Annotated in this window: 10 protein-coding genes; 6 read left to right on the forward strand and 4 right to left on the reverse strand. The window is 63.2% G+C overall.

Features of this window, described 5'->3' with window-relative positions; translation table 11 throughout:
- Nucleotides 1-11: 11 nt before the first annotated feature.
- Nucleotides 12-458, reverse strand: coding sequence for a hypothetical protein (locus JNG39_RS04325; RefSeq protein ID WP_368309905.1), 447 nt, complete (start codon nt 456-458; stop codon nt 12-14).
- Between the two features lie 391 nt (nt 459-849).
- Nucleotides 850-5,178 (reverse strand): hypothetical protein, encoded by a 4,329-nt coding sequence (locus JNG39_RS04330; protein ID WP_368309906.1) that lies wholly within the window; start codon nt 5,176-5,178, stop codon nt 850-852.
- Between the two features lie 339 nt (nt 5,179-5,517).
- Here JNG39_RS04330 and JNG39_RS04335 point away from each other — a divergent pair, with 339 nt between their 5' ends.
- The 5 genes from JNG39_RS04335 to JNG39_RS04355 all read left to right on the forward strand — a co-directional run bounded on the left by JNG39_RS04335 (nt 5,518) and on the right by JNG39_RS04355 (nt 10,074).
- On the forward strand, nt 5,518-6,123 hold the full coding sequence (locus JNG39_RS04335) for a hypothetical protein (RefSeq protein WP_368309908.1): 606 nt from the start codon (nt 5,518-5,520) through the stop codon (nt 6,121-6,123).
- Nucleotides 6,116-6,862 (forward strand): hypothetical protein, encoded by a 747-nt coding sequence (locus tag JNG39_RS04340; protein ID WP_368309910.1) that lies wholly within the window; start codon nt 6,116-6,118, stop codon nt 6,860-6,862. Before JNG39_RS04335 ends, JNG39_RS04340 begins: the two co-directional genes overlap by 8 nt.
- Nucleotides 6,863-7,020: 158 nt before the next feature.
- Nucleotides 7,021-7,329, forward strand: a complete 309-nt coding sequence (locus tag JNG39_RS04345) for a hypothetical protein (protein ID WP_368309911.1) — start codon at nt 7,021-7,023, stop codon at nt 7,327-7,329.
- A 204-nt stretch (nt 7,330-7,533) separates the two neighbouring features.
- A complete protein-coding gene (locus JNG39_RS04350) occupies nt 7,534-9,195 on the forward strand; it encodes a site-specific integrase (protein WP_368309912.1) in 1,662 nt (553 codons plus the stop codon).
- Between the two features lie 54 nt (nt 9,196-9,249).
- Nucleotides 9,250-10,074, forward strand: a complete 825-nt coding sequence (locus tag JNG39_RS04355) for a hypothetical protein (RefSeq protein WP_368309913.1) — start codon at nt 9,250-9,252, stop codon at nt 10,072-10,074.
- A 476-nt stretch (nt 10,075-10,550) separates the two neighbouring features.
- On the opposite strand, the gene JNG39_RS04360 is transcribed toward JNG39_RS04355, so the two are convergent.
- A complete protein-coding gene (locus JNG39_RS04360; protein WP_368309915.1) occupies nt 10,551-10,787 on the reverse strand; it encodes a hypothetical protein in 237 nt (78 codons plus the stop codon).
- A gap of 448 nt (nt 10,788-11,235) precedes the next feature.
- Here JNG39_RS04360 and JNG39_RS04365 point away from each other — a divergent pair, with 448 nt between their 5' ends.
- Nucleotides 11,236-11,676, forward strand: coding sequence for a hypothetical protein (locus JNG39_RS04365; RefSeq protein WP_368309916.1), 441 nt, complete (start codon nt 11,236-11,238; stop codon nt 11,674-11,676).
- A gap of 4 nt (nt 11,677-11,680) precedes the next feature.
- Here the strand turns inward: JNG39_RS04365 and JNG39_RS04370 are convergent, their stop codons facing one another.
- Nucleotides 11,681-12,589 carry an MASE1 domain-containing protein gene (locus JNG39_RS04370; protein WP_368309917.1) on the reverse strand — a complete coding sequence of 303 codons (909 nt, stop codon included), beginning with the start codon at nt 12,587-12,589 and terminating at the stop codon, nt 11,681-11,683.
- Nucleotides 12,590-12,691: the final 102 nt, after the last annotated feature.

Raw genomic sequence — 12,691 nt, forward strand, 5'->3', positions numbered from 1 at the left:
ATGGTCCAGCCTCAGAGCCGCGGCTTTGTGGCAGGCAGGGCTGAGATGTCGAGCGTGCCGTCCAAGACCTCCGCTTCATGGTGCGCCCGCGCTTGATCCAGCCGATGCTGATAAATGGCTTCCGTGATGCCTTGGGCAAACTCACGACTCAAGGCCGCCGCTCGCACAAGGTCATGCCGCGACAGTTGCACATAGCGGCGTTGTGCGCCCCGAACATGCTGGGCGTGGGCCCGAAACGTATCCACCAAGCCGTCTGGCATTTCGCCCTCGGGCGGCTGCCCCATCAACAGCCGATAACAATCCAACCGGCAATGTCGGACCGCGAACGCAGCGTCGCGGCGCATGACCAGGTCGGCGCGCAGATCTTCGGTGGCGCATCGGCGCAGATTGGCGATCGCGTGCGCCCTCGAGGTGAAGAGGTGCGCATCGCTGGCACCGGACGGCAGGTCACGCTCCATGAGTACTTCGGATCCGGCCTTTAGTGTGCTGAGGCGGAATCCACACGCTTCCAGATGTTTGCGCCAGCGATCCCAGTCCAAGGGGTGATGCCGGGTGTCAGGCGCAGCGGGTCGAGTGCGGCTATGAGCCGACGTGGGCGCCGTAGGGATGGCGCACAATGGGCGAGGGGTGGACGCCATGGGGATTCTCATCGAAGGCTTGGGCTGACGGGCAACCTAGGCCATCGCGATGAGCTGTCAACCGCGATCGGATCGGAGAACGCGAGATCGGTTCGAACGTGTGACTTAGGTCACTTCACTTAGCGTCGTTCAGTCGCCCTTGTCGTGCTGTCCCGTTGTGCCGCCCTCCATCCGTGCGTGGCACGCGGGAATCGTACCGCCGCACACCCCATCACCGGGTCTTTCGCTCCCGAGGCAACGGCGGCAGCAAACACATGACATGGGTCGTCAGGCGAACTTCTCCGAGCATCAGCCGTTCGACGCGCTGTGCTTCGGTGGCCAACAAGTCACGAAGCCCGTCGATGTCGAGGCGCTCCCCCGTATCAGGATGATCCCAGTGCCGCTCACGACCCACAGTCACGAGCAGGCACCCGGCCTTTCGCTCATCCAGCCGCAAATATTTTTTGACCAATTGCTCGTGAATGGTGTCGCGCAGATCTCGACCCGGACGTTCGTTGCCAATCTTCAGCTCGATGACGCCAGTTTCTGGCGTGGACGTCGAGATGAGTCGAATATCCGTCTCTTTATCATCAGCCGTTGTCATCTCGTGGCCGACGGTATAGGCGCCGTGGGCCATTGTCTTCAAGGCACCGCCAATAAGCTTGCGCATCTCCTGTTCATCGGTGACGTTGCACCAGGTCTGGCGCGGCGACCCGTCGCTGTTCAATAGATCTTCCAGGTCATCCAGGCGATGCTGGAGCATTACAAACATCTGCTCACGGTTCTTCGGTGCCACCACGCCGGAGGTCAGCAGTGCGAAGGCCTGTGTTGGGGTCAGCGGCTCACCCTCGGTTTCAGTGGCCGCACTCTGCAGACTGAGAGCCCGTGCGCGGTCGGCGTAGTCTTGCAAGAACGGTTCGCTGGCCACGGCCTGCTTCGCGTCCCATCCGTCTGGGCCGCGCGTGTCCAAAAGGGCGGTGAGCAGGGCGTTGCGGGCATACTCGGCCGCGTCTCGCGCACCCGGACTAAATACACCCACATGATGCACATCGTCGACCGGGCGCACGTGAGCGTAGGCCAAACGAACAAGGGCAAGCAACATTGCGGGCGTAAAGGCAGCGTCGCGGGCATCCACGCGCGCCGTGCTGTCATGGTCGCCAAACAGCTCACCGATCAACGCGGCGCCAGGTCCCAGGCGCTGGATTGAATACCTGGCCAACCGCTGCTCTAAGTACGGCAGCGCGGCTGCGGCGTCCAAGCGGAAGAGCAGGTGAAACCAAAGCGGCTCCCATCGCTTCCGGGAAGGTCCCTGAACGGCGTCAACGCACAGCGAGCGCAGATGCGCCTGCGCCGCAACGCTGCCTTCGTCCATGATTAGGTACAGCAACTGTCGAACGCCGGAGGTGGGCGCCGCCACGCGGCGACGCGGCATCAGTTCGTCCCCGTGCGCAACGAGCCACGCTTCGAGGTAGGGCAAAATCAACCTGCGGACGGCGGCAGGCGCGTTCCTGAGGTGTTGCAGGGTGCTCGCGTGGCGGGTCGCATCGTGCAGGTGGACTAGCTCGTCGTCGAGCAACGCCACCAGCACGGCGAAGACCGCATTCGGATGCGCCGCGATGAGGTCGGGTAACCACGGCGGAAAGCGGTTTAGTTCAAGGGGAATGTAGCGGGCTGCCAAGGTCGCTTCATCCGCGCTTAGTTGAGCCGCCCAGCCATGGTCTTCGCTTTCGGCCGTCAGTCCGCCATTGCCCATGCCCCACACGAGCAAGGTCGTGCCACGCGCATCCTCCGGACGCTCGTGGGGAAGCGTGGGTTGGTAGGCTCGCCAGGCGCGGCCCATGGCAGCCTTGAGGTGAGCAGTCGCTGGGCGCCCAAACGCGCGTTCAAAAAACGGTCGATCCCACGTCGCCACACCACCGTTTCTATGGGCGGTATACCAAAGGCGCCACGCCGTTTCATCGGCGCGATCGGCGCTGAAGGCTTGCGTTGGGTGATGAATGGCTTCGTCGACAATGGCCTGAAGACGAGCACGCGCCGCCTTCGCGTTGGCGGCGCGAGTCTTTTGTCGGCGCTCGTCTGCCGCTCGATCGCGTGCGATGGCGCGCACGCGTTCGGGCGTCACCGCCAAGGCAGCCACGCGCGTCGATAACACAACGTCATCGGCGGTGGCGCGCAGCACGCGCGAATTGAGGCTTTTGACGGTCATGCTGGGAGGCACCGCGCCGTGCAATAGCGCTTCCAAGGCGATGGCACGTGCACCGTGCGGCGCGTGGGTGTCTTCCAGCAACGCCAAGAGCCAGGTGCCGTCTTCGGGAGCGCTCAGCGCCACCAGGCCCGTTCGACGCATCGCGTTCAGGCGATCCCAGGCAGTCCCTGTGGCATGCACTCGGGCGAGCAAGACATCGGTCGCGATCAAGCCAATGCGCTTGAGGCTCGCAGGCCAGGTGCTTGCAGCGGTGCGCAACCGCAAATCGTCAGCATCATCATAGTTATCGCGGTAGTAGAATTGTGCGGCCACAATCGACGCAGCAAAGAGCGGGGCCGAGCGCGGGGTATCGTCCAGATGCCGCGCGCACGTTGCGAGCAGCAGCGAAACCAAGTCGGGCGTTCGATTGCGGTAGGCCGGATATTCATTGGGGTCCCAAACGGCAGCCTGCGCTACCTCCGGTGCCAAGGCTTCGCGCAATGCCGTGACATACGCATCGTCCAACTCGCCGCGTGTGATCTGTCTGGTGAGCACGCCGCACGCGGTGTGGGCGGGGCGCCGGCTGCCGGTCCCAACGCGGACAAACAGATCGACCAGCTGTTGAGCGGAGAGATGCGTCGGAACCAGACGCATCACCATGGCGACGACCGTGTCATCCGGGCCCATGGCGTGTCCGTGGACGAGACGTTGGGCCAATTGGGGCAGACGTGCATCGTCGTGCGCGATCAGCACTTCCATCGCGAGGACGCGATCCACCCCGTCGCCGGCCGGATCGATGGCGATGGCATGAGCGATGTCGGCGGCTTCGGATGAGGGTGAAACGGCGAACAGCCGCAGAAACAGATGGCGAACGTCGGGATTGAGGAGGCCCTTGTGCCATCGCGCAGGCAGCGGGTCCATTACCTCTGGGCATCGGAGGCGCATCAGTTGGGCTGGCGGGAATTCGACACCTTGGCGCCCCCGTTGGGCAACTTGATCCACATACTGAAACAGCGCCTTGGCCCGGTCGGCGCCGCTGAGGCTTTCCGGATCGCCATATTGGAGCAAGGCTTCGGGCTGTCTAGCCAGAATTTCTGCGAACACATCGGTGTTGCGCGCTGCCATCCAGACGGCCGTGGGGCGCATCGCGGGCTTTAGCACATCGAAGCCCTGAGGCGTGGTGGCGAAGAGCTGGGCCGCCACATCGCGCGGGCGCACGCCGCAGTCAAGCATAGCCTGTAAGGCTTCGGCGGCCAGATATTCGACCACCGATCGGTGGTGCATGCGGACCCGGCCATAACCTGCGTGGCCGAACAATCCCCGTTGCATCAAAGCTTGGATGGCCTTCGGTTTCCAGTCGGCGAGGATATCTCGTGGGTTGAGCACGGTGTCGCCATCGGCCTCCCGTTCCGAATCATCGCCATACCGCAGGGTCAATCGACGCGTGACCATCATGGCCAGCGCTAGCTTACCCGCCCCCTCGCGCGCGCGCTTCTGAGACAACTCACGGTCGCGACGGTGCTCATTCCTGCGCAATTTGACTTTGACGTTGAGATCCACTTGTTCGCGATGGGCCAGCAGTCGTCCCGTTTCAATCCACGCGTTGGCCAGTTCGATCAGATCCTGAGGACGCTGGGCGTATGACAACGCCTGCTTGGCCTCAAGCGCTGCGACGAAGTCCGCCGGATTCTTCACGCCGCGGTTGGCGACGAAGGTGGTGATCTCAGCCACAGTCAAGTCAGTCAGAGAGACTTGGCGCAGCGGGGGCGGATCTTTTGGGGCATCCTCGCGTTGCACGGTTTTGCGTTGGCCCATCGCAAGGTCCACGAACTCAACGCCCAAAGGTTCTGCTTCGGCGTCTTTGTCTTGACGTTGGGGGACCGGCAGGTGTCGAAGCAAGGCATCGCGGTCGAAGGCCGTGGGGCGAGAGGTCGCCACGATGCGCACCCGTTCCAGGCGAGGCCCCAGTCCTCGACTGACCGCTTTAAGCGCGTGATCGAAGGACGCTTGGGTCAGTTCCAATTCGTCGATGGAATCCAGGAAGAAGGTGGCGACGCTGGCGCCGTCAGCCTTCCACGCTTCGAAGCGGACAAGCTCTTCTTCGCCGAACAGCGAATACAGTTCTCCGTGGGTCAAATTGGACAGCTCAACCCAGAAGGCCGCCTCGCCGCGGGCCACAAGGCGTGCGCACTCGGCCTCGCATTCATGGGACTTGCCCGTGCCCGCCTCGGAAACAATCAGGACGCGCGGGGAGGCCAACAACTCGGCCCAGCTGATGCCGCCACGATCCCATCCCCAAGCCCACGCGGCGTCTTCGTCGCGAGGAGTGGCGTCGCTCAGATCGTGAAATCGGCGGACGATATCAGCAGGGGACATGGGTGATCTTCCTTGGACGGGTGGTGACGGGATCGAGCCGCCGGAATATTAATCCATCGCCCATCGCCCATCGCCCATCGCCCATCGCCCAACGCCGCAATGGCTTGACGGGGCGCATCCATCCTTTCCGCGCCAGGCCAGCGACCTGCATCCGACCCTCAGCCTGCCGGCGTTGGCCGTCACTGCGCGTGAATTTTGTCCAAGGACGGCGGTACGACGTCACGCACGTCGGTGCCTCCGCCATCGGCTTTTCAGTCAACGACTTAGTTGAGTTCGCATTCGGAGTTACGCCGCTTTATAACGTGTGGATCTGTAAGAGCTTTTTAGGAGATCTAGATCATGAACAACTTAGTGTTGAGAGCTGGATCGACCTCGTCCACCGCACGTAAGGAGGCCAAGTTGGAGCGTTCGGTTGCCCAGGTGATCGAAGCGGAACTGAGTGGACCGTCAAGCCAGCTCGACGCACGAGTGGGGACGTCGGATTCCCCCGGCGCGTCGGCGGCAAGTCCACGCTGGCCCAAGCGGCGGATGAAGCGCGTGCGCCCATGGTCCGATGCCTGGCTGAGCCCCACCGAGCAAGTCGTGCTGCGCCTCATCCATGTCGACCCCCGATTGACCGTTCCCGACCACGTCGCGCGCTTGCGGGACCTCGTCACGGTATTCCTGCCCGCGGCATCGCGGGCAGAGGTCAAACGCGCATTGAAGGACCTGCACGGCCTGCAAGCGGCGGGCGCCATTGATACCAATGCGTTCGTGGTCGGCGACCGCGTGGCCCTGCCGGAGCTTCCGGTGTGTCGGCGCATGTTCAACGGCCTGGTGCGGGCCTCACAGGAGCAACGGTGGCCGGCGGGGCAGATCGAACGCGAATGGCCGACGGTTCAACACCTGCTCGGCCAAGCGAACGCCGCATCCGAGCCCGAAGCATTCGGAGGCCACTGTGCGTGATCTCCGATTCGAATCCTGTGCGAGCCTTCCCGGGTTTTTTCTGCGCGACAGCGACTATCAGCGATCGCTCACCATCCGGGAGCAGTGCGAGCGGCTGGACGATCTCATGGCGACCATGGACCGTTATGAGGTCACGCGGACGGCCCAGGTCTTGACGTCGCGTCGCACCAAGGTGCCACCGCCGCGCAGCACCGACGGCTTCTGGCGCGAGCGCCGCTGCATCGATCGGCTTGCCACGAGTCACCCTTGGCCGCCGCTGGCATGGTTACTTAATTTTCGCGACCAACGCCAACGGGCCCGCCCAATGGACCAGCTCGGCGTCGCGGTGCTCGTCCCTCAGGATGGGGAAGCGCCGATCCAGCAGCAGCTCGTGGACCCGAGCCCAGTAGGCCGGGTCGGGACCGGCATCACGCAAGGCATCGATGAGGTTCTGGCAAGCGATAGAGTCGAGTTCCATGGCCCAAGTTCGTTGACCGCAAGAAAGCCCTTGCAGCTTGAGGCATCGACTGGGCTAATGGAAAGCCCCTCTGCCGAACCTGCACATCATCTCTGGCTGCCATCGTTCGGACGGCGCGACCCCGTGTTCGAGTTGCTGCAACTGACCGAAGATTACGATCCGCATGCACTGGACCAATATTTAGGCACGCTGGGGCACGCGCAGTTGTATTTGGCACGAAAGCAAGCGCACGCAGTGGCTCACGCCGCGACCTCAGAAGCGCGAGACGGGGCATTGCCATGACCTCGCCAAGGCCCACGCGACCGCTGCTCACGTTTTCCGCAGGGCGAGCCGATACGCGGAGGAGGTCACCGCCGAGCGCGCCCATCTCCACCGAAGCGGCAACCCGCCACATATCCTCGGCATCCCTGAAAGCGGTAGAGCGGTGCGTACTTCTCTTGGTGGATGCCGATCCGCTGCTGGCCACACGCGATCACCGGCCTCGCCTGTACGTGATCCTCGCGCTGTTCATGCCGAAGCGATCGCACCAGCGTGTTGCCCGCGCATTGGCCTACCTACGTGAGCTGGCGCTGATCGGAAAAGTGAAGTCGCAAGCGTTCGGACCCGATACCCCCTCTACCAAGCCCAACCGTGCCGCTTGTAAGATCCTCTTCGACCTGCTGCAAAGCGAAGGCGAGTACGCCAACGAATCCGCGCCATCGCGTCGCGATCGGCTTGCGCGATTCATGCGAATGTTTGGGCATCTCTGATTCACGTGTGGGCTTGCAAGCGTTTACGTTGCATACGTCATTGCAAGGTTGAGCGTCCAGCGCGATTGCTCAAAAAAAATCGCTTCCTGCAGCGTGGATCCCCTTGACGGCCGAGCACGTTATGGGACGGTGATGGTGTTCCCCCCGGCCGGAGGGAACCAGCTCGGTCCTGCCAGGACCGCCATCACGAAAAGGGACAGCCATATGCATCGTCAATTCAAAGGTCGCTTCAAGCGACCAGCCTCCGCTTGGCCAGAAGAAAGGGTATCAGCCCAGCAGCACCACGCAAATGACGTGGTCCGTAGCTTCGGCGCTGCCGAGCCTCCGGCCTCCCGCACCCGCTATTACGCCATCGCCGAGAATGGCATGCGGGTCTCGACTCGCAGCAACCGCAACCGCGACGATGTCCTTGACGAGCTGCGGCAAAAGGCCGGGGGCTCCCCGCTGGTCAAATGCTGGCACAACGGTGGAGAACACGGAGACAGCACGCTCGCCGGTTCGCGACGGCAAACGCCTTCCGAACGGCACCGCGCCGTGATCACGCATGCGGTAAAGCCGGAGGTCCGTGAGGCGCCCACGCCACAAACGGCCGCCCACACCGTCTTGGGATTGTTGCATGCGCAAGTGACCCAGGCCGCGGCGGATCCTAAAGCCTCCGCGTCGGTGGCAGTCATGGCCCCCTTGGTGACGCTCTTAGCCCAACAAATGGCGCAGCCGGGCGAGGCGATGGCCGGCAGCGCGCGCATTGCTGACCGGCTGGACCGATGGCTTCGGCAGATGGGTCAGCGGGAAACCACGCGCAGCTCCATCGACGCGTGCTTGCACAGCGCGTCCCTCTTTGTGGGGGTGAATGGCGACTTACCCTTGAAGGACATAACTCGGGCCCACTGCGAGCGCTTCATCGACGCGCTTGCCGTCTGGCCCCGCAACGCCAGCAAACGCCGGGCATATCGAAACATGTCGGTGCCTCAAATCATCGAGAAGGCCGTGAGCTTGCGCGATCGGCCGATCGACCAGGTCACGCAGCAAAAGCATGTCGAGCGCATGCGTAGCTTTTTTTCGTTCTGTGAGATTCACGACGAGGTGCGCCCGAATCTGCTCTACCGCGTCCAATTGGTATCGCGAATGCACAAGAAGCAAAAGCGTCAACACCGACGTCCCTTCACGCTGCAAGAGCTAGCCTCGATCTTCTCAGTCAGTCATCCAGCGCGGTTTCGAACGCCATTTCAGTTTTGGATGCCCATCGCCGCTTTCTATTCGGGCGCTCGGGTGAACGAACTGGCTCAGCTGTATGTCGATGACGTCCTGCAAGTGGACGGGCGGTGGTTTTTCAGCTTTAGCATGAGCCGCCCCGAACAGCGCATCAAGAACGCCTCGTCCATCCGACTGGTCCCGATCCACCCGCATCTGATCGATCTGGGCTTTCTCCGCTTTGTGCAGCAGGCGAAGGCCTGGGGGAGGGCGAAGTTGTTTCCCGATGTGATCTGGGGCCGCAACGGACCCGGTGAAACGGTCTCTCGCTGGTTCGCGAACATGGTGCGCCGCGAACTGAAGATCACCGATGCGGGTCAGACCTTCCACGCGTTCCGAAACACCTTCATTTACTACGCCTCGCGCTCGAAGATCCCATTGCCCGACTACAGCGTGCTGACCGGGCACGCGATCTACGACAACGTGCTACAAGAGACGTACGTGCTCGAGCATGATGCGGCGGAACGCTGCGCGATCTATGACCGCATCCAGTTCCCGGTCATCACACACTCGCGATATGAGCCAGCGGTTTACGAGTGGGTCTTCCGCCGCGCCAAGGCTCTGGAAGAACGCGAAGAGCGCCTCACCGCCATTTTCGGCCATCCGATCGTCTGATCAGACCGCCGCCGGCCCCGGCCGGTAATCCCCAATCCTGCTAGGAGATTCTTTATGCATTTGTTTCCGTCCCCTGTCTCTGACTCATCCATCATCGTGGCCCGACACCGGCCGCCCGTCGGTGCGGTGAGCACCGAGCCCGACCCATCGCGCCGCTCCGGTCGCTTGGATCTGAGCCACGCCCTCTCCCCGAGCGATGTGCACGACCTGCTTCTGCACTGGCCCCTAGAAGATGCTGAAAAGCCGTGGCATGTCTTTGCGCCGCGGTTGATGTTGGGTATGGCGCTGACCGCCAAAGACATTGCGCTGTTGGACACCCGCCAGTTTGCCTTTCGGCATGGGCGTGCATGGTTGAGTTTTCCCAAGCACAACGAGCTGGAGCAGTCGCCTCGCGCCGTCCGCTCGGTGCCGTTGCACGTGTCGCTCGAAGCCCTCCGGCTCCCTGGCTTCGCCCATTCCCGTTACTTTGCGGAAGGCCGGGAGGGCCCGTTGTTTCCAGACCTGGCCGAGGCGAAGCGCCCCGGCGACGCCATTGACAGCTGGATGCGCCGATCCACCCGGTGGCTGGCGGACGCTGGCAGGCACGCACCTACACCCCGCGACCTGCGAGCCACCTGTGCGCAAGCGGCGTTGGACGGCGGCGCGTCGGTGGATGCTGTGGAGACCTTGATGGGCCTTCGGGTTTCGTCCTGGGACGACCGGGGTCCGACCACCCAGCAAGCCAGGGCCCAGCTGCAAGACGAGCGACTACGTGAAGCCGTCGAGGCGGTGCACTTGCCGGGGCTTAATCCAGCAGAGCTGGCGCTGTCGCGCGCGTGCTTGGCGCCCTCGGTGCCGGGCCGCATTCGTCGAGCCCCCTCTGGCAATCCGGTGGCATGAACTAGCGGTCGTCCAGGCAGGCGCTTACGGGCCGGATGGTCCATCGCGTTCCCTCGATATTTCCCTTCATCACTGAAGTTCCCGTGAGCCCTCTCACCACCGCTAAGCGTGCACCCCTCACCCGTCGCCGTCTCAGCCACATCAATGCTCCGACTCCGTCGTCGCACGACCTTGCGTGCGACAGTCCCAATCCCAATCCCCTGCAGGGCCAGCTCGATGCGTTGAACAAGAACATTTTGACGGAGGCTTTGCGGGTACGATAATTGGCGTCGCCAAGGGTTTTGTCACGTGAAGGCAGCGTGCCATGCGGTGGTGGAACGGTGGGCCAAGGGTCTTCGTTAGCCATTCCTGGACCTACGCTGCCGACTATCCCGGCGCTTCGCTTGAATGCGCGGGTAGGGGACCTAGACGTTCCCTGCGCACGTCATAAGGCTTTCTTTCCAACCTCAATTCTGCCAAAAACTCCATGGGCCAAGTCATGTCGTCGGCAGCCAGATGTGGTTGGTCCAGCCATCCCTTCGGCACCGCAGGCGTGTTCCAGCGCGCGCGAAGAGCGACGGGATGTGGCAGCCCCAAAGCATGCGGGTGAGCTTGCCGGGCGTCACGATATCGCCCAGTGCGTGGGCCTGAGCGTCCGCCGTGAGGTGGCCCAGTTGCTCCAACTGCGAGAGCAGCCGTGCCAGGTTCCAATGTCGATACGGTTGAGTGTGCATTCCCCCGGGTACGATGGGCATGCATATAGGGATGCGCCTAATTACACGACTTGCCGGAAATGCACCAATGTCGTTAACGCAGCCTCCGGTGCGGGAGGAGGGAGTGCGAAGAGTGGAGGATTAGGACAGCCGCGGCCGAACGACGAAGGCGCGCGATAGGCGGGGGTCTCTGCTGCAGGATGGGTTCGCCCAATTTGGGTCGGGCGCCATAAACCGTGCGTTCGTAGGCTCGCCCTGTTTGCAGCGGCCACCTTGGGGTGGAAGACGGCCGCTGCAATCACCACGCCTCGACCCGCGCGGATCGGCACGCAGACGTAGGGTGCCGCAAGGCGCTTCTCAGGTTCGTGAAGACCTAAACCTGGGAGGCGTGGAGCATGAGTTACGTCGGTGAGGCAGGACGGCACGCATCCATCGATACTCTTCGGACACCAACCCAAGAGAATCCGCCATGCGTCCGAATCCTCGTTCTTTTGCTTTTCTTTCCGTCGCGTTCGTTGCTCTCCTGACCAGCGCGGCCCACGCCGGTACCCTGCCGGCGACCGGCTTGGGCCAATCTTGGCCCAACGCGACCGACGTGAGCGCCAGCCCCCGGTTCCATGTCTATGTGTTCCAGCGATCGGGTGTTCGATATGTCCAAGTCAACGATGCCGCGGGCACCGTACGTGGCGCCGTGGCGGTGGTCGATGACCAAGCCTTGGACCTGCCGGTCGGTGTGGATGCGAACCGGTGGTCCGAAGCGGCCGCCGGTTCCGCCACGGCGGGAGAGACTGTATATCGCGATGAGGCGGTTTCCATTGCGGTCTCACCCCAGCCGGACGGCACGATGCGCCTGATGGCCGTGCCGGGCGAATGCACCGATCCGGGCAAGTGCAGCAAGCGCGACAACTGACGTCTCAATCGCCCGATTGTTCCGGCGGTGTCGCGCGATCGATCACTGGCGTGTGCGACCGGGCACTGATCCAGAGCGTTATGGTCAATGCGATGGTCAGGATCAGTTGGACCTCCATCGTCTGAGCATCCATGGCATCGGGCGCAGTCACCGCCAAAGCGATGCTCGCGCCCATGCCGCCCAGCGCGGCGCCGTGCCAGCCGTGCCGCCACGCCAAGCCAACGACTGGCCAAAGAAGACCCAGGCGCACGAGCTGCTGAGCGCCATCCATCGGCACCGCCAAGGCCAAGACGGTGATGAGGGTCAACGCCGGCATGGCCCAGCCAACCGCGTCGCGCAAGAGCGGGCTGCGCCACACCACTCCGGCGCTCAGCGGCAGGTGCGCCAGCGCCCGATAGCGCTCGTGCAGGGCCAGGAGGACCGGAGTCAACGTCAGGGCACCGAGGTAGGCCCCGAGCAGCCAGGCGGCGAAGTAGCGGAGGGGATCTTCCGACCATCGGCCGGGCGCATGCATCAATGCAGCCACCAAGCTCGCGGTCATGATGGTCGCGGTGATGACGGACACGGCCAGGGTGGCCCCGAGGATGACGGGCATCCGCACGTGACCATCGGCGTCAGCGAGCGTCCCTCGGCGCCGGATGGATGCCAAAACGGGCCACCACAGCACGACGGTGGGCACCGAGGCCAGGATGGCCCACGGAATGCCAAAGGTGTGGGCGCAAAAGAGGGCGTTCTCGACCAAGGGCACGGCCTCACCCAGCGCCAAGGCCAGCCAAAAGCGTTGCGGCAGGAGGAGCATGCACGCCAGGCGTAAGCCGGTGGTCAGCAGAAAGCTCTCGTAGGAGACGTGGTAGACAATTTCGTAGACCGCCTCGTAAGCGGCGGCCACAGCGACATACTGGCCCCATCGCATCCAATGCGAGACCTTGCGTGCGTCGTCCGTGCTCCTGCGTCCATTCACCCCTGGGCGTGCTCCTGCGTGTTGGGTTAGCGTCTCGCCGAGAGGATGCCATGG

Source organism: Luteibacter sp. CQ10 (genome assembly GCF_040900725.1).
Classification (GTDB): domain Bacteria; phylum Pseudomonadota; class Gammaproteobacteria; order Xanthomonadales; family Rhodanobacteraceae; genus Luteibacter.

Coding starts and splice junctions, on each gene's coding strand:
- JNG39_RS04325 (WP_368309905.1), bottom strand. CDS start 458: ATGGAGCGTGACCTGCCGTCCGGTGCCAGCGATGCGCACCTCTTCACC.
- JNG39_RS04330 (WP_368309906.1), bottom strand. CDS start 5,178: ATGTCCCCTGCTGATATCGTCCGCCGATTTCACGATCTGAGCGACGCC.
- JNG39_RS04335 (WP_368309908.1), top strand. CDS start 5,518: ATGAACAACTTAGTGTTGAGAGCTGGATCGACCTCGTCCACCGCACGT.
- JNG39_RS04350 (WP_368309912.1), top strand. CDS start 7,534: ATGCATCGTCAATTCAAAGGTCGCTTCAAGCGACCAGCCTCCGCTTGG.
- JNG39_RS04355 (WP_368309913.1), top strand. CDS start 9,250: ATGCATTTGTTTCCGTCCCCTGTCTCTGACTCATCCATCATCGTGGCC.
- JNG39_RS04360 (WP_368309915.1), bottom strand. CDS start 10,787: ATGCACACTCAACCGTATCGACATTGGAACCTGGCACGGCTGCTCTCG.
- JNG39_RS04365 (WP_368309916.1), top strand. CDS start 11,236: ATGCGTCCGAATCCTCGTTCTTTTGCTTTTCTTTCCGTCGCGTTCGTT.
- JNG39_RS04370 (WP_368309917.1), bottom strand. CDS start 12,589: ATGCGATGGGGCCAGTATGTCGCTGTGGCCGCCGCTTACGAGGCGGTC.